Annotated in this window: 21 protein-coding genes and 1 tRNA gene; 17 read left to right on the forward strand and 5 right to left on the reverse strand. The window is 70.3% G+C overall.

The annotated features are described in order from the left end of the window. The first annotated feature begins 65 nt into the window (after nt 1–65). From ETD86_RS14415 to ETD86_RS14480, 14 genes are all read left to right on the forward strand, one after another. A complete protein-coding gene (locus ETD86_RS14415) occupies nt 66–485 on the forward strand; it encodes an FtsB family cell division protein (protein WP_138666658.1) in 420 nt (139 codons plus the stop codon). Nucleotides 486–576: 91 nt separating this feature from the next. Beyond that, entirely contained in the window at nt 577–1,092 is a 516-nt protein-coding gene (locus tag ETD86_RS14420; RefSeq protein WP_138666659.1) for a DUF501 domain-containing protein, read from the forward strand. After that, complete coding sequence (locus ETD86_RS14425; protein ID WP_138666660.1) at nt 1,083–2,030, forward strand: Ppx/GppA phosphatase family protein; 948 nt, start codon at nt 1,083–1,085, stop codon at nt 2,028–2,030. Before ETD86_RS14420 ends, ETD86_RS14425 begins: the two co-directional genes overlap by 10 nt. 174 nt (nt 2,031–2,204) lie before the next feature. After that, a complete protein-coding gene (locus tag ETD86_RS14430) occupies nt 2,205–3,338 on the forward strand; it encodes a hypothetical protein (RefSeq protein ID WP_138666661.1) in 1,134 nt (377 codons plus the stop codon). A 98-nt stretch (nt 3,339–3,436) separates the two neighbouring features. Continuing rightward, the gene (locus tag ETD86_RS14435; RefSeq protein ID WP_138666662.1) at nt 3,437–3,763 is read left to right on the forward strand and encodes a PadR family transcriptional regulator; all 327 of its coding nucleotides are present in this window, start codon (nt 3,437–3,439) and stop codon (nt 3,761–3,763) included. Beyond that, nucleotides 3,760–4,659, forward strand: a complete 900-nt coding sequence (locus ETD86_RS14440) for a hypothetical protein (protein ID WP_138666663.1) — start codon at nt 3,760–3,762, stop codon at nt 4,657–4,659. Before ETD86_RS14435 ends, ETD86_RS14440 begins: the two co-directional genes overlap by 4 nt. A gap of 18 nt (nt 4,660–4,677) precedes the next feature. After that, nucleotides 4,678–5,472 carry a uracil-DNA glycosylase gene (locus tag ETD86_RS14445; RefSeq protein WP_138666664.1) on the forward strand — a complete coding sequence of 265 codons (795 nt, stop codon included), beginning with the start codon at nt 4,678–4,680 and terminating at the stop codon, nt 5,470–5,472. A 95-nt stretch (nt 5,473–5,567) separates the two neighbouring features. Continuing rightward, nucleotides 5,568–6,884, forward strand: coding sequence for an NAD(P)/FAD-dependent oxidoreductase (locus tag ETD86_RS14450; protein WP_138666665.1), 1,317 nt, complete (start codon nt 5,568–5,570; stop codon nt 6,882–6,884). Nucleotides 6,885–6,963: 79 nt separating this feature from the next. Then, complete coding sequence (locus ETD86_RS14455; protein ID WP_127936495.1) at nt 6,964–7,476, forward strand: glycine cleavage system transcriptional repressor; 513 nt, start codon at nt 6,964–6,966, stop codon at nt 7,474–7,476. 133 nt (nt 7,477–7,609) lie between these two features. Further along, the gene (locus ETD86_RS14460) at nt 7,610–8,104 is read left to right on the forward strand and encodes a peptide deformylase (RefSeq protein ID WP_281286906.1); all 495 of its coding nucleotides are present in this window, start codon (nt 7,610–7,612) and stop codon (nt 8,102–8,104) included. Between the two features lie 49 nt (nt 8,105–8,153). Beyond that, nucleotides 8,154–8,226, forward strand: a tRNA-Leu gene (locus ETD86_RS14465). Nucleotides 8,227–8,397: 171 nt separating this feature from the next. Beyond that, nucleotides 8,398–9,189: a Bax inhibitor-1/YccA family protein gene (locus ETD86_RS14470; RefSeq protein ID WP_138666666.1), complete on the forward strand. Its 792-nt coding sequence runs from the start codon at nt 8,398–8,400 to the stop codon at nt 9,187–9,189. A gap of 168 nt (nt 9,190–9,357) precedes the next feature. Beyond that, nucleotides 9,358–9,591, forward strand: a complete 234-nt coding sequence (locus ETD86_RS14475) for a DUF4287 domain-containing protein (RefSeq protein ID WP_101788372.1) — start codon at nt 9,358–9,360, stop codon at nt 9,589–9,591. A 53-nt stretch (nt 9,592–9,644) separates the two neighbouring features. Then, nucleotides 9,645–10,052 (forward strand): PPOX class F420-dependent oxidoreductase, encoded by a 408-nt coding sequence (locus ETD86_RS14480; RefSeq protein ID WP_138666667.1) that lies wholly within the window; start codon nt 9,645–9,647, stop codon nt 10,050–10,052. A gap of 229 nt (nt 10,053–10,281) precedes the next feature. Here the strand turns inward: ETD86_RS14480 and ETD86_RS14485 are convergent, their stop codons facing one another. From ETD86_RS14485 to ETD86_RS14495, 3 genes are all read right to left on the reverse strand, one after another. Continuing rightward, nucleotides 10,282–11,499 (reverse strand): acetyl-CoA C-acetyltransferase, encoded by a 1,218-nt coding sequence (locus tag ETD86_RS14485; RefSeq protein WP_138666668.1) that lies wholly within the window; start codon nt 11,497–11,499, stop codon nt 10,282–10,284. Between the two features lie 68 nt (nt 11,500–11,567). Beyond that, a complete protein-coding gene (locus tag ETD86_RS14490; protein WP_138666669.1) occupies nt 11,568–12,914 on the reverse strand; it encodes a PQQ-binding-like beta-propeller repeat protein in 1,347 nt (448 codons plus the stop codon). A 114-nt stretch (nt 12,915–13,028) separates the two neighbouring features. Continuing rightward, complete coding sequence (locus ETD86_RS14495; protein WP_246147902.1) at nt 13,029–14,012, reverse strand: SGNH/GDSL hydrolase family protein; 984 nt, start codon at nt 14,010–14,012, stop codon at nt 13,029–13,031. A gap of 129 nt (nt 14,013–14,141) precedes the next feature. Between ETD86_RS14495 and ETD86_RS14500 the strand changes: the two genes are divergently transcribed. Next, the gene (locus ETD86_RS14500; protein WP_138666670.1) at nt 14,142–15,512 is read left to right on the forward strand and encodes a cystathionine beta-synthase; all 1,371 of its coding nucleotides are present in this window, start codon (nt 14,142–14,144) and stop codon (nt 15,510–15,512) included. Here ETD86_RS14500 and ETD86_RS14505 read toward each other — a convergent pair. Continuing rightward, nucleotides 15,509–16,369 carry an NAD(P)-dependent oxidoreductase gene (locus tag ETD86_RS14505; RefSeq protein WP_138666671.1) on the reverse strand — a complete coding sequence of 287 codons (861 nt, stop codon included), beginning with the start codon at nt 16,367–16,369 and terminating at the stop codon, nt 15,509–15,511. The genes ETD86_RS14500 and ETD86_RS14505 overlap by 4 nt on opposite strands. A 62-nt stretch (nt 16,370–16,431) precedes the next feature. Between ETD86_RS14505 and ETD86_RS14510 the strand changes: the two genes are divergently transcribed. Next, a complete protein-coding gene (locus ETD86_RS14510; protein ID WP_342779269.1) occupies nt 16,432–19,473 on the forward strand; it encodes an ATP-binding protein in 3,042 nt (1,013 codons plus the stop codon). On the opposite strand, the gene ETD86_RS14515 is transcribed toward ETD86_RS14510, so the two are convergent. Beyond that, complete coding sequence (locus ETD86_RS14515; RefSeq protein ID WP_138666672.1) at nt 19,463–20,644, reverse strand: sensor histidine kinase; 1,182 nt, start codon at nt 20,642–20,644, stop codon at nt 19,463–19,465. The two genes, ETD86_RS14510 and ETD86_RS14515, sit on opposite strands and share 11 nt — an antisense overlap. Before the next feature lie 136 nt (nt 20,645–20,780). On the opposite strand from ETD86_RS14515, the gene ETD86_RS14520 reads away from it, so the two are divergent. After that, complete coding sequence (locus tag ETD86_RS14520; RefSeq protein WP_138666673.1) at nt 20,781–20,978, forward strand: hypothetical protein; 198 nt, start codon at nt 20,781–20,783, stop codon at nt 20,976–20,978. Nucleotides 20,979–21,051 lie beyond the last annotated feature (73 nt).

Raw genomic sequence — 21,051 nt, forward strand, 5'->3', positions numbered from 1 at the left:
AGACAACGGCTCCATAGCGACCGAGCCGCCGCCGCGGAGCGGCGGCCATGAGCAGGGAGCAGCAAGTGGCGAAGAGACCGCAGCTGACCGGGCGGGCCGCCATCCTGGCCGTCGTGGTGTGCGCGATCGCGATGAGCCTGGCCTACCCTGTGCGCGAGTACATCAGCCTGCGCCGCAGCATCTCCGAGCTGCGGGCGGAGAAGGCCAGGGTCGAGGCGGAGAAACAGGCGCTGCTGGCTCGCGACCGGCAGAGCAACGACCCCAACTGGATCAAGAAGACGGCCAAGGAACGGTTGCATTATTGCGGTCCCGGCGAGAAGTGCTTCGTGGTGATGGAGCCCGAGCAGGGCAAGGAGCAGGCGACCGTGAAACAGCCCGCCGCGGTGCCGCCGTGGTACCAGACGCTCTGGGAGTCCGTGGAGGCCACCGACAAGGGCACCGGACGCAGGGCCGTCACGGGGAAGGAAAGTGTTGGACAGTCCTGAGCGCAGCGGCTCGGCCGGAGAGAGCGAGGGACGCGCCGCTGCGGGGGAGGCGACGGCATATGGCGACCGAGCCGCCGGACGGGATGAGGCTGTGACCACTGAGGGCCGAAGCGGGCGCGACCATGAGCGCGACGTCGAGGTCGTGCGGCAGCAGCTCGGGCGGCCACCCCGCGGGCTGCGCAAGGTGGCGCACCGCTGCCCGTGCGGCAACCCCGACGTGGTGGAGACCGCACCGCGGTTGCCCGACGGCTCGCCGTTCCCGACCCTCTACTACCTGACCTGCCCCAAGGCGGCCTCGGCCATCGGCACCCTGGAGGGCTCCGGCCTGATGCGGGAGATGCAGGCCAGGCTGGCCACGGACCCCGACCTGGCCGCCGCCTACCAGGCCGCGCACGACGACTACGTCGCCAGGCGGGACAAGGCGGCGCAGGAGGAGGGCCTGGAGCCGCTCCCTCGCGACATGCAGAGCACGGGAGGCATGCCGCAGCGGGTCAAGTGCCTGCACGCGCTCGTCGCGCACGAGCTGGCGGCGCCCGGGGTCAACCCGTTCGGCAGGGAGGCGCTCGACGCCCTCCCCGATTGGTGGAGTGACGGACCATGCGTGTAGCCGCCGTCGACTGCGGCACCAACTCCGTACGCCTGCTCGTCGCCGACGTCGGCGACGAGCTGATCGACGACGTCGAGCGCCGGATGGAGATCGTCCGCCTCGGCCAGGGCGTCGACCGGACCGGCAGGCTCGCCCCCGACGCGCTGGAACGCACGTTCAAGGCCATGCGGGCCTATCGCGAGCTGATCGAGCGGCACGGCGCCGTCGCCACCCGCGTGGTGGCCACGAGCGCGACCAGGGACGCGGCCAACCGGCAGGAGTTCGTCGACGGGGTCCGCGAGATCTTCGGCGTGGAGCCCGAGGTGGTGACGGGCGCCGAGGAGGCCGAGCTGTCCTTCGTCGGCGCGACCAAGGGCCTGCTCAGGCTGTCGCCCGAGACGGAGGTCCCGCAGGGGCCGCTGCCGCCTTATCTGGTGGTGGACATCGGTGGCGGGTCCACGGAGTTCGTGATCGGCGCGGAGCACGCCGAGGCCGCGCTGTCGGTGGACATCGGCTGCGTACGCCTGACCGAGCGGCATCTCAAGGACGCCGGCGACCCGCCGTCCGCGCCCGCGCTGGAGGCCGTCGTGGCCGACATCGAGGCGGCGCTCGACCGGGTCGAGGCGGAAGTGCCGGTCCAGCGGGCGCACACGCTGGTGGGCCTGGCCGGCTCGGTGACGACGGTCGCGGGCATGGCGCTCGACCTGCCGGCCTATGAGCCGGCGCGGATCCACCACTCCCGCATCTCGGCCGGCCAGGTCCACGACGTCACGCGGCGGCTGCTCGCGATGACCCATGGTGAGCGTGCCGCCGTTCCGGTCATGCACCCAGGAAGAGTTGACGTGATTGGCGCCGGTGCGCTAATTCTGGACCGGATCGTGCGCCGTTTCGCGTTTTCGCAGGTCGTCGTGAGCGAACATGACATCCTCGACGGTATTGCCTGGTCGCTGGCCCGATAGCGGTGGCTAAATCCGGACATTTCAGATCTACGTCCTGTGTTGAGTGTGCAATCATTATTGTGCTTAGGTAAAGAGGCATTACGGGGGCTTTGCCATATCGCTGTGTACGGGAGGTACCGGCGTGGCGACCGTTCCCGAGCGCGTCTTTTCCCTCACGGAATGGAGCACTCTCACATGAAGTTCGCTGGGTTAGCAGCGCGCAAGGCGGCGGCCTTCGGCGCGTCGGTCGCCGCGCTGGCCGCCCTGTCCGCGGGCCTGGTCGCCGGCCCCGCGCAGGCGGCGACCACGACCAAGGGCGGGCCGAAGGTCTCGGCGTCCGCGCCCAAGGCCACTCCGGGCAAGTACGAAGGTTCCTGCCCGGTCAAGGTCAACTTCTCGGCCAAGATCAAGGTGTCCGTCAAGGGCAAGACCGAGCTGGCGTACCGCTGGCTGCACGGTGACGGGTCCAAGAGCAAGGTCAAGGTGATCAAGCTCACGGGCAAGGGCACCAAGACGGTGACGGCCAAGCAGTCCATCACCTTCAAGGACGACGTCAAGGGCTGGGAGGCCATTCAGGTCCTCGGTCCGAAGAAGTACACGTCGAAGAAGGGCTACTTCTCCGTCTCCTGTGAGAAGCCGGCTGAGGAGCCCAAGGTCGATATCCACGTGCCGTCGGCCCCGTCGGTGTCGGCCCGCGCCTGGGCCAGCCCCGACACGTACGTCGGCGAGTGCACCCCCGGCAACAAGATCGGCTTCACCGGCCTGATCAAGGTCGACAGGCCGAGCTGGGTCCGTTACCGCTGGGTGCTCAACGGCGACGTCGTCGACTACGGCAAGGTGAAGGTCTACCGCGCCAGCAAGGTCGGTTTCGGCCTCTCCCCGCGTGACAGCCACCGCGGCTGGGCGCAGCTGGAGGTCCTCCGTCCCGACCACGTGTCCTCGAACCGGGCCTACTACAAGGTCTGGTGCAAGGACCCTGCCCCCGCTCCCGTCACGAAGGTCTCGGTCTCCAATCTGGTGACCGCCACCAACCACGACGGCTGCAAGGTGGGCGCCCACGCCACCGTCGGCGCGACGGGCTCCGCGAAGGTCCAGTGGACCTGGTCGGTGAACGGCACGTCCGTGGCCAAGGGTGAGACCGTGTTCGGCGGCGCTGGGTCGCAGACCGTCACGCTCTCCGAACTCCCGCTGACCGGTGACGCCGTCAAGGGCGGCAACGTCACGCTGACGGTCACCGGGCCGAACAACGCCGAAACGATCACGCAGACCTACGCCGCGTGCAACGTCCCGGCTCCCGCCTCCGACCCGTCCGCCCCGACGAAGGCGTGAATGAGGTCTTGAGCGAGTAAGAACCGGGTGGCGCCTCCGTGCGTCCACCCGGTTTTTCTCGTTGCTACTACTACGCTTTGCGCAGTAGTGTGCATAGCGTGGATAGCAGCCAGCTGCTCAAGGGCGTGCTCGACCTGGCCGTGCTGGCCGTGCTCAACGAGCGCGACGGCTACGGCTACGACGTCGTGCGCAGGCTCAGGGAGGCGGGCCTGGAAGAGGTCGGCGACGCCTCCGTGTACGGAACGCTGCGCCGCCTGTTCAAGGCAGGCGCCCTGACCTCTTATGTGGTGGCCTCCGACGAGGGGCCGCACCGCAAGTACTACGGGCTCAACGAGGTCGGCAGGGGCATGTACGCCACCTCCGCCAAGACCTGGGCCTCTTTCGCGGCCACCATGGCCTCCCTGCTGAAGGAGGGACCCCGATGACCCCCGAAGAGTACGCGCAGGCCGTGCGCGATGCCGTGGGCGGCCACCCCGACAGAGAAGAGCTGCTCGAGGACCTGGACGACCATCTGCTGGAGATCGCGGCGGAGTCCGACGTGCCGCTCGAAGACCGGCTCGGCCCGCCGTCCGTCTACGCCGAAGAGCTCATGGCCGCGTACGGAGGCCGCGCGGAGAGCCGCCAGAAGCGCCGTGCGCGCCCGCGGGAGTGGGCGCTGGGAGCGCACGCCACGTTGTTGCGGCAAGGGCCGTATCAGAGCTTCGTGGCCTTCCTGCCCGAGCTGCGGCCCGGCTGGTGGGTGCTGCGCGGCTACCTGCTGGCCATGCTGCTGCTGTCGCTGAGCGGCGAGGGCAGGATCGTGCCCGGGAGCCTCGCCGACTGGGCCGTGGTCGCGGTGGCCGTCTGGGCATCGGTCTGGTTGGGCAGGCGGCGCGGGGGACGGCCGGCCGGCGTGCTGGCCACCGCGCTCAACGCGGTCTCCGTCCTGGTGCTGCTGGCCGGGCTGATGGCGGCGGAGTCGTCGTCCGGCCCGGACTCGCGGCCGGTCGCGATGGTCGAGCCGGGTCCCAATGTGCTGCTGGTCGGCACGGGGGCGAAGGGCGTCTACAACATCAAGCCCTACGCCAAGGACGGCACCCCGCTGACCGACGTCTACCTCTACGACCAGGACGGCAACCCGCTCACCACCGACCCGGAGAGCTACGGCTACATGGTCGACCGGTCGTGCGGCGAGCCGATACTGAACCGCTACCCGCTCCCGCTCGTCGAGCTGAAGTCCGAGATGGCGAAGAAGGGCAGGCTCAAGGACGGCATGCCGGTGCCGGTCCCGTCGTCGTCCGGCTGCCCGGCCGCCACGCCGAGTCCGACGCCCACGAAGTGATCGGGCACCATCGGTGTCATGAGCTTCGTACCTCCTGGCACCGGCTGGCCCGGCGACCCCGCGACCGCTGACACGCCGGTCGCGCTCGACCCCGCGGACGTGCGCCGCCTCGCCGCCTCCAGCAGCACCCTCGCGGAGCTCACGGCCAGGCAGTCCGTCTGCCGCGCCTGTCCCCGCCTGGTGGAGTGGCGTGAGGAAGTCGCCACGGCGAAGCGGCGCGCGTTCGCGGACGAGACGTACTGGGGCCGTCCGGTCCCCGGCTGGGGCGACGAGCGCCCGCGGATCGTGCTGGTCGGCCTCGCCCCGGCCGCGCACGGCGGCAACAGGACCGGGCGGATCTTCACCGGTGACCGCAGCGGCGACTGGTTGTTCGCCTCCCTGTACCGCAGCGGCCTGGCGGCGCAGGAGACCAGCACGCACGCCGGCGACGGGCAGGAGCTCATCGGCACGCGCGTGCTGGCCTCTGTCCGCTGTGCGCCGCCGGCCAACAAGCCCACGCCGTCGGAGAAGAGCACGTGCTTCCCGTGGATGGCCCGCGAGCTGGCGCTGGTCGCGCCGACCGTGCGGGTGGTCGTGGCGCTCGGCGGGTACGCCTGGCAGGCCATGTGGCCGGCGCTGAAGGACGCCGGCTACGAGCTGCCGCGCAGCCGGCCGCCGTTCGGGCACGGCTTCGAGGCCCAGGCCCGGTACGCCGATGCCCCCGTCACCCTGCTCGGCTGCTACCACCCCAGCCAGCAGAACACGTTCACCGGCCGCGTCACCGCCCAAATGCTGGACGATGTCTTCACCAGGGCCAGGTCACTGGCTGTGTGACGCGTTGCACCACGCCCGGATTGGATTCATCGAGAGTGCTTGACGTAAGCTTGTGAATGCTTTCACAAGCATTCCACGAGGGATGGGGCCTCAGGATGAACAAGCACATATTGATCGTCGGTGGCGGATACGTCGGCCTGTACACGGCGCTCCGGCTGCAGCGCAAGCTCCATCGCGAGCTGCGCGGTGGCGAGGTGCGCATCACGATCATCGACCCCCAGTCCTACATGACCTACCAGCCCTTCTTGCCTGAGGCGGCCGCGGGTAACCTGTCGCCCCGGCACCTGGTCGCCCCGCTGCGGCGGATCCTGCCGAAGGCGCGCATACTCAACGGCAGGGTCACCAAGGTCGACCACGCCGAGCGCACCGTCACCTTCCAGCCGCCCGAGGGCGAGCCGCGCCAGGTGGCCTACGACGTGATCGTGATGGCCGCCGGCTCCATCTCCCGCACGCTGCCCATCCCCGGCCTGACCGACATCGGCATCGGCTTCAAGACCGTGGGCGAGGCCATCGCGCTGCGCAACCGCGTGCTGCACCTGCTGGACGTGGCCGAGTCGACCGACGATCCCGAGGTGAAGCGCAGGGCGCTGACGTTCGTCGTGGTCGGCGCGGGTTTCGCGGGCGTGGAGGCGCTCGCCGAGCTCGAGGACATGGCCAAGGACTCGGTGCGCTACTACCGCAACATCGAGCCGTCCGACATCCGCTGGGTGCTCGTCGAGGCGACGAACCGGGTGCTGCCCGAGGTCGGCCCCGAGATGGGCAAGTGGACACTGGAGCAACTGCGCGAGCGCGGCATCGACGTCAAGATCGAGACCCGGCTGGAGTCGTGCGAGGGCGGCCGGGTGATCCTCTCCGACGGCTCGGAGTTCGACGCCGAGACCCTCGTGTGGACCGCGGGCGTCAAGCCCAGCCCGGTGGTGAACGACAGCGACCTGCCCCTCGACGAGCGCGGCCGGATCAAGACCACCACCATGCTCACCATCGCGGGAACGCGGGACGCCTTCGCCGCCGGCGACGCCGCCGGGGTGCCCGACGTGACGAACCCGGGGCAGTACTGCGCGCCCAACGCCCAGCACGCGGTCCGGCAGGCCAAGGTGCTGGCCGACAACATCATCCGTCACCTGCGCGGACAGCAACTGGTCGAATATCGGCACAAGTATGTCGGATCGGTTGCCGGGCTGGGCCTGCATCAGGGCGTCGCCAATGTCTATGGCGTCAAGCTTCGCGGATTCCCTGCGTGGTTCATGCACCGCACCTACCATCTGTCGCGGGTGCCGACGCTGAACCGCAAGGTCCGTGTCGTCGTCGACTGGACCCTGGCTCTGTTCTTCAAGCGAGAGACGATCTCGCTGGGTGAGATGGAGCACCCGCGCGAGGGCTTCAGGGCCGCCGTCGCGACGATGCGCCGCTAGCCCGGGTACGGCAGCGCCCCGGCGATCATCGCCGGGGCGGCTCGGCGCCCCCTGGCGCAAGCGGAAGGGGTAGACACGGGTGGGGCTCTCAGCGGTGACCGTGCTCGGCGTGGACAGGCCCGGCGTGATCGCCGCAGTCACCGGTTCGCTCGCCGACTGCGGGGCGAACATCCAGGACTCGACCATGACGCTGCTGGGCGGCCATGTGGCGATGATGCTCCTGGTCTCCGGCGACCTGGACTCCGCCGAGCTGCTCAAGCGGCTGCGGGCGCCCGACCTGGTGGTGACCGCGTCGGCCATCGAGGCCCGCCGCCACTTCTGCGAGGACGGGGGCGGGCTCGGCTACGTGCTGACCGTGCACGGCCCCGACCGGCCCGGGATCATCTCGGCCATCAGCGCCGTGCTGGCGGCGGACGGCGGGAACATCACCGGCATGAGCACCCGGCTCACGGGGCGGCTGTACGTGCTCATCGCCGACGTCGAGCTGCCGAAGGAGGTGGACGTGGCGGCGCTCATGCGCAGGCTGGCCGCCGTCGGCGCCAGCCTCGACTCAGAGATCACCTTCCGCCCCGTCGAACCGGACCTGCTGTGAGGGGGCGAGCCGTTGGACGCGGCCACGTGCGCATGAGATCGGCGAAGGAAGGCCTGTGAACGGGCCCCGGGGCACGCCGCGCTCTGGCGGGATCCTCCGCGGAGGGGCGTCTCCCGCCGGAACTCCGCGGAATGTGCTCTGCGCCCCGCATCCGATCCTGTCCGCCGTGGCCGAGCCGGTGGACCCGACCGACCCCGACGTCGTGGCGGCCGCCGCGGATCTGCTGGCCACCCTCCGCCATGAGCCGTCCACGACCGGCCTGGCGGCCCCTCAGATCGGCCTGAGACTGCGCCTGATCGCCTTTGACACCCGGGTCCACCCCCGCGGCCGATCGTCGGCTGGAGAGCTCGTGGTGGCCAATCCACGCCTCGCCGGAGCATCCCATTGGGATCACGGGCGAGAGGGGTGCGCCTCGATCGCCGGGCTCACGGCTGACGTCCTGCGCGCTACGCGTATCACCGTACATGGGCATTTGCCAGGCACCGGCGAGGCAGTCACCATCGAAGCTGATGCCTTCGAAGCCCGTTGCATTCAGCACCAACTGGACCATCTGGACGGTCTACTCTTCTTGGACAGAGTGCCAGGAGCCCTATCACTTCACCGCAGACTTCACAGTTGTGACGCCTGATGCGAAGTTGTGCTCCTCGGAAGCATGGTCCGTTTCGTATGATTGCGGCGCCCCCGTAGCCCAATGGCAGAGGCAAACCCCTTAAAAGGGTTGACGTGCGGGTTCGAATCCCGCCGGGGGCACCTGCTTCTACCATTGGAAATCCGTTTTCCCATAGCCCGCGTGACCATGGGAACTCTCTGGTGGCCACGTTCGTTGTCAACCCTGCCGAAGTCCCAAATGAACATCGATCTGAGCGCAAGTTGACCAAGGTGCCACCCCGCCCCGTAGGCTCGGTGTCACAGGAGGCAGCGATGGAGAGCAAGAACCCCGTATTCAGCAGGTCGCGTCAGCAGGCGGGGGGTTGGGCAGGCCCAACCCCGTCTCCCGACCACCTGCAGAACATGTACGACGCCCCGTCGTACGCCCCGCCGAGCGGGCCCGCATACCGGACCATGACCCTCGACGACGTAGTGGTGCGCGGGTTTCTGACCCTCGGCACCCTCGTGCTGGCCGCCGCGGCAGCATGGGTGCTCAACGTGCCACCCATGGTCGCGATCGGCGCGGCCATCGTCGCGATGATCCTGGGCTTGATCGCCGCGTTCACGCAGAGCACCAACCCGGCGCTCATCCTGGCGTACGCGTTGTTCGAAGGCGTGTTCCTCGGCAAGATCAGTTCCGTCTTCGAAGGCGCCATCAGCGGCATCGTGCTGCAGGCGGTGCTCGGCACGGCCTTCGCCTTCGGCGCCGTGCTGACCGTCTACTCACTCCGTGTGATCCGCGTCACGCCGAAGCTGGTGAAGTACGGCATCGCCGCCGCGATCGCGGCCGTCGGGCTCGTGCTCGTCAACCTGCTCGTCGGACTGTTCAACGGCGTCGGCCTCGGCCTGCGCACCGACAGCCCGATCGGATGGGCCTTCAGCATCGTCATGATCCTGATCGGCTGCTTCTTCCTGCTGCTCGACTTCGACTCGATCGAGCAGGGGGTCAAGCAGGGCGCTCCGGAGAAGTTCGCGTGGCAGTGCGCTTTCGGCCTGACGCTGAGCCTCGTCTGGATCTACCTCGAGGTGCTCCGCTTCATCAGCTATTTCAGCAACAGTGACTGATCGTTAGCACCAGCGTCACCCGGGTGGGCCTCGCCGTTCAGGCGGGGCCCTCTCTTTGTGCGACCGAAAATCTACGTGCCGTCACGAAATGATGCCTGGCTAGGGGGTTGCCATTCGGACGGACGTGTTGCACTGTCGAGCAAAGGACCGTTATCCGCGGAGGTGCCCATGTCCTTGAACCACTCACCGGAGACGCAGACAAAGCTGATCGCAAGGGTCCCGGCCATAACGGGACGCGAACTCCCAGAGTGGTTCCAAGCCATCGACAACGGCCCGAGCTTCCTGAGATGCGACGAGCGGGCCAACTGGCTTGCCGACGAGCACGGGCTCACCCACGGCTACGCCGCCGCGATCGTCCACGAACACGAGCGGCATCGCCGTAACCGCATGGGCTTCATCTAAGCCCATCCGTCCCCGCGCCCGCGTCCCAGACGCGGGCGCGTCATCATGAGGGAATGGATCTCGACAAGGCTCTCGCCTTCCTCCGCGCCAACCACAACGCCGTCCTGCTCACCCGGCATCGCGATGGGCGCCCGCAGATGTCGCCGGTGACGGCCGGGGTCGAGGACGAGCACATCGTCATCAGCAGCAGGGAGACGGCGGTCAAAGTCCGCAACGCCCGCCGCGACCCGCACGTCTCACTCTGCGTCTTCACGAACGCCTTCTACGGCGACTGGATCCAGGTGGACGGGACGGCCGACATCATCCTCCTCCCCGAGGCCATGGATCACCTGGTCTCCTATTACCGCAACATCTCGGGAGAGCACCCGGACTGGGCGGACTACCGCGCCGCCATGATCCGCGAACGCCGCGTCATCCTCCGCATCACCCCGATCCACGCCGGCCCGGACCACCACGGGTGATCCGCTCCTCTGGGGCGTCTGCGGCTTCCGGCGTGGCGGTGGCGCTCGGCGCAACGCGGTCGGCGCTCCGGGCGGGGCACGGCGCGGGGTAACGGGTCGCCACGGAAGCCGGGCAACGGGGGCTCGCGTAGCGGCGGGCCGCCGTCACCCGGTCAGAGGCCGTTTCCCTGGACAGACGCCGACCCATGACGGCGGGCGGCCGGCCACGGCAACCGTCAAGGACGGGGGTTCAACTCAGGCGCTCGAGGAGCATCGCCATGCCCTGGCCGCCGCCGACGCACATCGTCTCGAGCCCGATGCTCTTGTCGTGGTGCTGGAGGCTGTTGACCAGCGTGGACGTGATGCGCGCCCCGGTCATCCCGAACGGGTGCCCCACCGCGATCGCCCCTCCGTTCACGTTGAGCCGATCCAGGTCGATCCCCAGCTCCCGATACGACGGGATCACCTGAGCGGCGAAGGCCTCGTTGATCTCGACCAGGTCGACGTCCTCGATGGCCATCCCCGCCCGCGACAGCGCCTGCCGGCTGGCCTCCACGGGCCCCAGCCCCATGATCTCGGGCGACAGCGCGGACACCCCGGTGGACACGATCCGGGCGACCGGCGTGATCCCCAGCTCGGCGGCCTTGACGTCGCTCATCACGATCACGGCGGCCGCCCCGTCGTTGAGCGGGCAGCAGTTGCCGGCCGTGACGGTGCCGTCGGGCCGGAAGACCGGCTGCAGGGTGGCGACCTTCTCGTACGTGGTCCCGGCCCGCGGCCCGTCGTCCTTGCTGACCACGGTCCCGTCGGGCATGGTCGCGGGCGTGATGTCCTTGGCCCAGAATCCGTCGGCCAGCGCCTTCTCGGCGAGGTTCTGTGACCGGACCCCGAACTCGTCCTGCTCCTGCCGGGTGACGCCCTTGAGCTCGGCGAGGTTCTCGGCGGTCTGCCCCATCGCGATGTAGATGTCCGGGATCGCGCCGTCCTCGCGCGGGTCGTGCCAGGTCTGCCCGCCCTCGGTGAACTTCTTGGTACGGGCCAGCGCGTCCAGGAAGATCGGATTGTGGGTGTCGGGCAGCGAGTCGGAGCTGCCCTTGGTGAAGCGCGAGACGGCCTCCACCCCCGCGGACACGAACACGTCGCCCTCGCCCGCCTTGATCGCGTGGAAGGCCATCCTGGTGGTCTGCAGCGACGAGGAGCAGTAGCGCGTCACGGTGGTGCCTGGCACGTCGTCCAGGCCGAGCATGACGGACACCACCCGCGCCATGTTGAAGCCCTGCTCGCCGCCCGGCAGGCCGCACCCCAGCATGATGTCGTCGATCGTGTGGGGGTCGAGCTGGGGCACCTTGGCCAGCGCCGCCTTGATCATCTGCACGGTCAGGTCGTCGGGCCTGATCTCCTTGAGCGAGCCCTTGAAGGCTCGTCCGATGGGCGAACGCGCGGTTGCGACGATGACTGCCTCGGGCATGGCCCCTCCTTTGTCGGCGCTTATAGCAGAACTATATTCCAGTCCTGCTCCGAAAGCCCCGCGGGCGGCTACCCGTACATGCCCGGAGCGGATGCCGTCTGATCGTTGACGGCGTGCAGGGTGCCCTTCTCGTCGCGCCACAACCGCCACCCCTCCTGGCTGCCGGTGAACCAGGGCGGCGGCGCGCTCGCTGGGTCGGCCCGCTTGCCGGTGCCCAGGTCGTACTGGCAAATGGCCGCCGTCGAGTAGAAGCCCGGAGGCTGCCCGCGCAGCGGCAGCGGCTTGGGGTCGGTGACGCAGAAGGACCAGCCGCGTTCCTTCTCCGCCGGCACGGGCTTGCCGGAGACCAGGTCGAAGGCCGTCCCCTTGGTGTTGTGCTTGAGGAAGCCCAGCTTGTCCATGCGGTCGGGGAAGGCCAGCCACCAGCCCGAGCCCGGCACGTCGGACGCGGTGATCTGCCCGATCACCCGGCCGGACCCGGAGTCGAGCCGGGCGAAGCCGCCGTAGGCGCCCTGCCGGTCGACGGGGCGTACGACCGGGGCGTAGCCGGGGTTGCCGCTCGGATAGACGCGGACGACCGAGGGCCGGATCCAGTTGATCGTCCCGTCAGCGATCTTGACGGAGAAGAGCCCGAAGGTGGAGATCTTCTTCGTCTGGGGGCTGGTGTACGGGGCGACGTAGCCGACCAGGTTGTCCCCGGCCGCGCCGAACGCCCAGCCCCCCGACAGGTCGACGCCAGGCCCCAGAGCCTGCTCGATCGGCTGCTGCCACTGCAGCTTGCCGGTCTTGAGCTCGTACGACTCGATCACGGGATTGGCGGACAGCCTGAGCAGCAGCACCCGCGCCGGGTCGGACCATTCGACCTCGGAGATCCCGGGCAGCTTCCACAGTTGTTTCCCCGTCGCCGGATCGAGCACCACCATGCGGGCCTTGGCCAGGGCAGTGTGCTCGGAGAGGCAGATGTAGGGCCCGCAGCGCTGCGGCCCGAACGTCGAATGCACCGGCCTGGTCCACTTCTGCACCCCGGAGTGGGCGTCGCGGGCGATGAGGGTGGCGCTCCACTGGGCCTTCTTCGCCGGGTCGAGCGCGACGACCAGGCCCTGGCCCTTGGCCGTCTCGACGATCGCGGGGGCGGAGACGCCCATGCCGGGCAGGCGGCCCGCCATGGTGGCCGGGTAGGCCCACAGGCGTTTGCCGTCGCGCAGGCCGATCGCGACGGTCTCCAGCGTGCCGTCGGGCTTCATGGAGGTCGTGGCGACGACCCCGCCGGCCACCGCCATGCGGCTGACCGCGTTGACTTGGGTGTTGTGCCAGGTCGGGAACTTGTCGGTGGTGGCCGCGTCGCTGCCGGAGCAGGCGGCGGCGGCCAGAGTTCCGGCGAGGGCGATGGACGGTTTCCAGAGGGGCCGGAGCACGGGCAATACCCTCCAAAGGGACGTATAGCGACCACTTGGGCGCGGAGGGTGACCGTGGCCGGGCGTCGTCGAGCGCTCGCCAAGCCTGAGCCGAGGCCGAGTCGCGATTGGGGGTCAGGACTCGTTGAGCTGCTCGCCGAGTCGCCGGCGGAACAACGACGCCCACTTCCCGTGCAGGCCCGTCGCCCGCCCGTCGACCTGGGTCGCGGTGACCTCGGTGCCGGGCTCCTCCGCGGCCGTAGCCGCCGCAAGGTAGATCGGTTGCAGTGCCTCGCCGCGCGCGGGGCGCGGCTCAGGCCACAGCTCCAACGCAGCGCACACCGACGGTAGCACCGCGTAAGCGGCCTGCGCGTAACCTCGGGCAGATGGATGGAAACGATCGGGTCCGAACATTTCTGTCGGATTTGTCGCAAACTCTGGGCCAAGGACGTCGGCGAACGCCACCGTGCGCCCGCCCGCGTCCACCACCGCAACCGTCTGCGCCGCCGCCAGTTGCCGGCTCCACCGCCGGGCCACCCACCGCAGCGGCTGCGAGATCGGGCGCACCGTGCCGAGGTCCGGGCACGTCCCCACGACCACCTCGATCTCCGCGTCCCGCAGCCGCCGCACGGCCTTGGTCAGATGACGTACGGCGATCGCGGGCGGGGTCTGCGTGATGATGTCGTTGGCCCCCACGAAGATCACCGCCACGTCGGGCTCCATGGCCAGGGCCTGGTCCACCTGCTCGCCCAGCTCGGCCGACGGCGTGCCGGACTTGGCGGCGACGAGCAGGCGCACCGGGCGCTCGGAGACCGCGGCCAGGCCGTTGGCGAGCAACACGCCCGGGGTGTCGGCGGGGTCGGTCATGCCGAGGCCGACGGCCGTGGAGTCGCCGAGCATGGCGAGCTTGAGCGGCTCACCGGGAAAGTCGCCGTACTCGCCGTCGGACAGGGGGCCGTCCAGGCCGTGCGGCTGGCCGATGGCCTTGCGCGCGAGCAGTCCTTCCGCGATCAGCAGGGCGTACGCCGTGGCGCCCAGCGCCGTCAGCCCGCCCCCTCCGAGCGCCGCCGCGGTCGCGATCTTGCGTGCCGCGCGGGCCACCCCAGCTGGCCAGACCACGTACGTGCCTCCCCTGGTCGAACTCGGCGGTAGCGTTTGCTTGAAAAACTAGCCGAGGGCCTGCCACCCCCACTGGATCTCGGCCACAGGCAAGCTGATCAAGCTTTGGCAAAGAAGGTGAACACCTCGGTGCGCGTTTACGATTCCCTGGTCGATCTCATGGGTAACACCCCGCTGGTTCGGCTGCAGAAGGTTTCCGCGGGATTGCCCGCCCAGGTGCTCGCCAAAGTCGAGTACTTCAATCCGGGCGGCTCGGTCAAGGACCGCATCGCGGTACGCATGATCGAGGCCGCCGAGAAGTCGGGCGAGCTGCGTCCCGGCGGCGTCATCGTCGAGCCGACGTCCGGCAACACCGGTGTGGGCCTGGCCATCGTGGCGCAGCAGAGGGGGTATCGGTGCCTGTTCGTGGTGCCGGACAAGGTGGCCCAGGACAAGATCGCGGTGCTGCGCGCGTACGGGGCCGAGGTCGTGGTCTGCCCGACGGCCGTCTCGCCCGACCATCCCGACTCGTACTACTCGGTCTCCGACCGGCTGGCGCGCGAGGTGCCCAACGCCTGGAAGCCCAACCAATACTCCAACGTCAACAACCCCGAGTCCCACTACCACTCGACGGGGCCCGAGGTCTGGGCGGATACCGAGGGCCGGGTCACGCACTTCGTCGCGGGCATCGGCACCGGCGGCACGATCAGCGGCGCGGGCCGCTACCTCAAGGACGCCTCCGACGGCCGGGTGAAGATCATCGGTGCGGACCCCGTGGGCTCGGTCTACTCCGGCGGGTCCGGGCGGCCGTACCTGGTCGAGGGGGTCGGCGAGGACATCTGGCCGGACACGTACGACACCACGATCTGCGACGAGATCATCGCGGTGTCCGACAAGGAGTCCTTCAACATGACCCGCCGGCTCGCCCGCGAGGAGGGGCTGCTGGTCGGCGGCTCCTGCGGGATGGCGGTCGTGGCGGCGCTGCAGGTGGCGGCCAAGGCGGGCAAGGACGACGTGGTGGTCGTGCTGCTGCCGGACGGCGGCCGCGGCTACCTGTCGAAGATCTTCAACGACGACTGGATGGCCGACTACGGCTTCCTGACCGAGTCCTCCGACGAGGGGCTGGTCGGCGATGTGCTGGCGCGTAAGGGTCGGGCGATGCCGGAGTTCGTGCACGCGCACCCGCACGAGTCCGTCAGCACGGCCATCGCGATCATGCGCGAGTACTCCGTGTCCCAGTTGCCGGTGATGAAGGAGGAGCCGCCGGTCATGGCGGCCGAGGTCGTCGGCTCCATCGTCGAGCGGGATCTCCTCGAAGCCCTCTACCACGGCAGGCTCTCCTCCGACGACCCGATCGCCGATCACATGTCCGCGCCGCTACCCACGATCGGCAGTGGTGAACCTGTGGCACGTGCGGTCGAAGCGCTGGAGAAGGCTGATGCGGCTGTTGTGCTGGAAGAGGGCAAGCCCGCCGGGCTGATCACCCGGCAGGACCTGCTCGCCTTCCTCGCCAATCATTAGGGCTTTCTGATCGATTCGATGACGGTGCCGAGGCCCTCGTGGCCGCGGCCTTCGGCGTCGGCGCGCTCGAAGAGTCTCTTGAGCGCGTTCGGCACCGTCGTCTCCATGCCGGCCTCCTCCAGGGCCTCGACGACGTGGCCCAGGCCGACGGCCTGCATGCGCAGGGAGTTCTGCTCGCCCGGATACGTCTCGGCTTCGAACTCCTCGGCCAGGATCTTCGCGTACGCCATGGGGCCGTCGTCACTGCCCAGCTGGGTGAAGGTCTCCTGCGCGAACGGCAGGAACTCCAGCGGCGACACGCCTGCCGTGCGCAGCATGGCCATGGCGTGCATGTGGCTGGTCAGGCTCGACCAGAAGATCAGCAGCTGGGCCTGGTAGTACATCATCGCCAGGCCCTCGTCCTCGCCCACGTACGTGATCTCGCTCAGTGCTTCCAGGGTTGTCGCATGCTGGTCGAGCACGTCTTTGGGGCCACTGTAGAAGGTGTACGCCCCGGGCTGCCCGATCCCGGGCGGCGGGACCATGATGCCGCCGGTGATCAGCGTGCCGCCGCGCCCGGCCACCCACCTGGCCGCCGCGCGCAGCCGTTCTGGGCTGTCGGAGCTGAGGTTGACCAGCACCTTCCCGTCCAGGCGGGCGTCGCCGATGCTGTCGTACATCGCCTGGTAGCTGATCTGGCTGACCACCAGCAGGTCGCCGTCCGCCGCCGTCGCCGCCTGCCCGGCGCCCTTGGCCAGCAGCGGTTCTGCCTTGCTCGCCGTACGGTTCCACACCTTGACCCGGTGGCCGGCGGCCAGCAGCGTCTCGGCCATCGCCGATCCCATCGGGCCGAGCCCCACAATCGTCACGTCACTCATGCCCTCACCTTGGGACACGCGGCTACGGAAATCCTTCTGGCCGGCTACGGGTTGGTAATGGCGTGGTGCGTTTCGGGGTGCTCGGGCCGCTGGCCGTGTGGGCGGACGGCCGGTCTGTTCACGTGCCCGAGGCCAAGGTTCGCGCGCTGCTGGCCGATCTTCTGGCGCACGGCGGCGGGCCGGTGCCGGTCGACCGGCTGGTCGAGGACCTGTGGGGCGCCCGGGCCGGCCGCAACCCGGTCGGGACGCTCCAAGCGCGGGTCTCCCAGCTGCGCCGCGCGCTCGGCGACGCCTCGTTGATCAGGCACGAGCCCGCCGGCTACCGGCTGGCGGCCCACGACAGCGACGCCGCCCGCTTCCGCGCCCTCGTCGACCGCCGCTCCCCGGATCCCGCCACGCGGGCGGCGGAGCTGGAGCAGGCGCTGGCGTTGTGGCGCGGGCCCGCGTACGCCGACTTCCCCGACGCCGGCTTCGCCCGCGCCGAGGCCGCGAGCCTGGAGGAGACGCGCCTGGCGGCGCTGGAGGAGCAGGCGGAGGTACGGCTGTCGCTCGGCGAACGGGTCGACCTGGCGGAGCTGGTCGCCCTCCACCCGCTGCGGGAACGGTTGCGTGCCTCGCACCTGCTGGCCCTGTACCGGGGCGGGCGGCAGAGCGAGGCGCTGGCCGCGTACGAGGACCTGCGGGAGCGGCTGCGCGACGAGCTCGGGGTTGACCCGTCGTCCGAGCTGAGCCGGCTGCACCAGGCGATCCTGCGCCAGGATCCGGCGCTGGACGTCGTCGTGCGGCCTCGGTCCAACCTTCCCGCGCCGCTGAGCGGCCTGGTGGGGCGGGAGGAGGCGTTGGCCGAGGTCCGTGCGCTGCTCCTGGACGGTCGTCTGGTCACGCTCACAGGCCCGGGCGGAGTGGGCAAGACGCGGCTGGCGTTGGCGGCCGCGGCAACCATGGACCCGCGTCCTGAGGCCCTGGCGGCCGGCGCCCTGGAGCCACCCGTGGGCGACTCCTTCGGCGGAGGAGTGTGGCTGGCGGAGCTGGCGGCGCTGCGGCCGCACGCGGGGATGGCCGAGGTGGCGGAGGCGGTCGGCGGCGTCCTGGGGTTGCGGGATGACGTGGCCGGGTCCATGGTCGATCGGCTGGCGGCAGCGCTGCGGGGCAGGCAGACACTGCTGGTGCTGGACAACTGCGAGCACGTCGTGGAGCAGGTCGCCGCACTGGCCGGGCGGTTGTTGCGGGCGGCGCCCGGGCTGCGGATCCTGGCCACCAGCCAGGATCCGCTGCGCATCGAGGGCGAGAGGTTGTGGAGCGTGCCGCCGCTGGCGCCGGAGGCGGCGGTGGAGTTGTTCGCGGAGCGGGCGGGGATCGAGCCGGACGCGGACGTGGCGGAGATCTGCGCCAGGCTGGACGGGCTTCCCCTGGCCTTGGAGCTGGCGGCCACCCGAGTGCGGGCACTGGGGGTGCGGGGGTTGGCCGATCGGCTGGACGATCGTTTCCGGGTGCTGACGGCGGGGATGCGGGATGCGCCGGAGCGGCAGCGTACGTTGCGGGCGATGATCGACTGGAGCTGGGAGCTGCTTTCCCGGGACGAGCGGGTGGTGTTGCGGCGCCTGGCGGTGCATGCCGGTGGGTGCTCACTGGAGGCGGCCGAGGAGGTGTGCGCCGAGCCTGGCGTGGACGTGCTGGACACGCTGGCCAGGCTGGTGGACCGGTCCCTGGTGGTACGCGGTGCCGGGCCGCGTTTCCGGCTGCTGGAATCGGTGGCCGCCTACTGCCGGGAGCGGCTGGCCGAGGCGGGTGAGGACGATCTGATCACGGCCCGGCATGCCCGTTACTACACCGAGCTGGCCGAACGTGCGGATCTCAGAGGACCGGCGCAGCGGGAGTGGCTCGCGCGGCTCGACGCCGAGCGTGCCAACCTGCGGCTCGCGCTCGCGGGGCCGGACGCGTTGCGGCTGGTCAACTCCCTTGCCTGGTACTGGATGTTGCGTGGCGGGCTCAGCGAGGCACGTAGGTCGCTGGCGGCCGCCCTGGCCGGCGGGACCGACGAGGCCTTGGCGGCTCGGGCGTCCGTTTGGCTGGCGGGGATCGAGCTGCTGCTCGGCGAGCCCGTCTCGCCGGTGCGTCGTGCCGGGCTCGATCGGGCGGGCACGGCGCTGGCCGACTGGCTGCTGACCCACGTTCGGTGGGCTTACGGCGACGGGGCGGCGCACGAGGCGGCGGCGGATCGGGCGCTGGCCGCGTACGAGGAGCTGGGTGACCGGTGGGGTGTGGCGGCGGCGCTGTGCCTGCGCGCCAAGCTCGCCGTCGGCCGGGCCGACCTGGCGGCGATGGAGCGGGACGGGGAGCGCGGGCTCGCGTTGTTCAGGGAGCTGGGTGACGCGTGGGGGCAGATCGAGGCGATGGACGTGCTCGATCGGGCGGCCGAGATCCGTGGCGATTACCCCAAGACCGCTCGGCTGCGCGAGGAGGCGCTGCGGCTGGCCGAGGAGCTGGGCTTCGAGGTGTCGTTCCGGCTCGCGGCCATCGGGCGGATCGCGTTGCTGGCGGGCGACTACGAGCGGGCCGACGACTACCACGAGCGGGCCAGGCGGCTGGCGGTCGCCCAGTCCTACCGGTCGGCCGAGGAGAACGCCCTGCTCGGGCTGGCCATGAGCGCCCGGCGGCAGGGCCGGTACGAGGAGGCGGAGGCGCATCTGCGGCCGGTGCTGGACTTCCTGCGGCGGGTGCGGGGGACGCCCGGGATCGCGTTCGTGATGGCGGAGCTGGGCTTCGTCGCCGAGCAGCGGGGTGACGCGGAGGCGGCGCTGAGCCGGCAGCGGGAGGGATACGAGGCGGCGCGCGAGACCGGCGACCCCAGGGCCATCGCGCTGTCCCTCGAAGGCCTGGCCGGGGCTCTGTCCCTCGGAGACCAGGCCGAGGCAGGGCAGCTCGCGGAGGCGGCCCGGATGGTCGGGGCGGCCGCCGGCATCAGGCGGGCCGTCGGCGCGCCGCTGCCCTCTGGCGAGCGGCGGGACGTGGACCGGATCACCGCCCGGCTGCGCGCCGCCCTGGGGGGCGAGGCGTTCGAGCGGGCGTACGCCGAAGGAGCCGGACCTCGCCTCAAGGCATAGAGGAGCCGGGCGCGGGGGACCCGGCTCGCAGCAGGGGGAACTCGGCGACCACCGCCCAAGCGCCCTCCGGGGACGGGCCCGCGTAGAGCCTGCCGCCCAGCGCCTCCACGCGCTCGGCCATGCCGACCAGCCCGAATCCGCCACCAAGGCGGGCCACCCGCGGATCTGACGCGGAGGCCCCGAAGTTCCGCACCCGCAACACCACGACCTTCTCGTACCTCCGCAGATCCGCCTCCACCCAGGCGGCACGAGACGCGTGCTTGCGCACGTTCGTCAGCGACTCCTGCAGCACCCGGTGCAGGGTGGTCATGACCTCCGGCGGCAGCGTGCGATCGTCCAGCCCCTGCCCGACCTCGAACGCCACCTTCGGCCCGTCGGCCGAGAACCGGTCGGTCAGGATGCGCAGGTCGGCCAGTGTGGTGCCGGGCTTGCGGGCCGCGTCGTCCTCGGTACGCAGCACCGCCACCATGCGCCGCATCGAGGTCAGCGCCTCGGACCCGGCCGTGGCGATCGCGTCGAGCGCGGGCGCCACCGCCTCCGGTTTCGTCTGGGCCACCGTACGTGCGGCCTGTGCCTGGACCACGATGCCCGTGATGTAGTGGGCGACCAGGTCGTGCAGCTCCCTGGCCAGCTCCAGCCGCTCCGCCCGCCGTACCGAATGCACGGCCTCCGTGCGGCGCTCCTGCTGGAAGCGGAGGTAGCCGCCGATCCCGGCCGCCGTCGACCAGCCCGCGAACAACACGAAGGAGAACACCAGCCCCGCGTTCTCGTAGTCGCGCCCGAGGCCCTCGGCCATCAGCACGATCAGTCCGGCGCAGGCCAGCACCGCCGCCCGGCGTACCGGCTCCGCGTGCCGCAGCACGCCGATGATCAGGATGAGCAGCGATCCCGTCTCCGCCATGCCGGGCGCGCCGTTGAAGCCGCCGCCGCCGATCGTGACGGAGGTGCCGAACGACAGCGCCAGCATGATGGCGAACCCGTCGACCCGATGTCTGCGCCGCAGCACCACGGCCGCGATGCCGCACCCGCCGCAGAACGGGACGAGCCATTGGAAACCCCCGATGCTCCCCGCCACCAGGAGATCGATCAGCAGCATCATGCCCAGCCAGCCGAGCATCGCGATCTCGCTCAGCCGCCGGATCCAGTACACGAGCCGCTTGGAATCACCCACGGCCCCGAGCCTAGGCCGGAAGTCGGACAAGTCGTATCAACCGTTCGGCCGAGCCAGCGCGCCGCAGACCCATCCTTCAGCGGAGGCGGCGGGGGAGGAGATCACGGATGCTGGATATGTCGGAAAGGGGACAGAGATGGTTGCCATCGGGTTCGCATTACTGGGAATCGGCCTGGTCGTCGGGGTGCTGCTGGCGCTGGCCGACCCGGTGCTGCTCTCCCGCATCAACGGGGAGTCCGGCGAGGGCGGCAGTGGCCGCTTCGTCCAGGCGGATGTGGTACGGCTGGCGCCCAAGGCGAGCGGGGGAGACCGCCACGAGCCCAAGGCGGCCTGAGGACCGGCTCGCGCGGGCATGGTGCGCGAGCTGCGCGGGCGGCCGTTGGGGACGGCACCCGCACCGCGGCCCG

Origin of the sequence: Nonomuraea turkmeniaca, from assembly GCF_005889735.1 — a bacterium.
Classification (GTDB): domain Bacteria; phylum Actinomycetota; class Actinomycetes; order Streptosporangiales; family Streptosporangiaceae; genus Nonomuraea; species Nonomuraea turkmeniaca.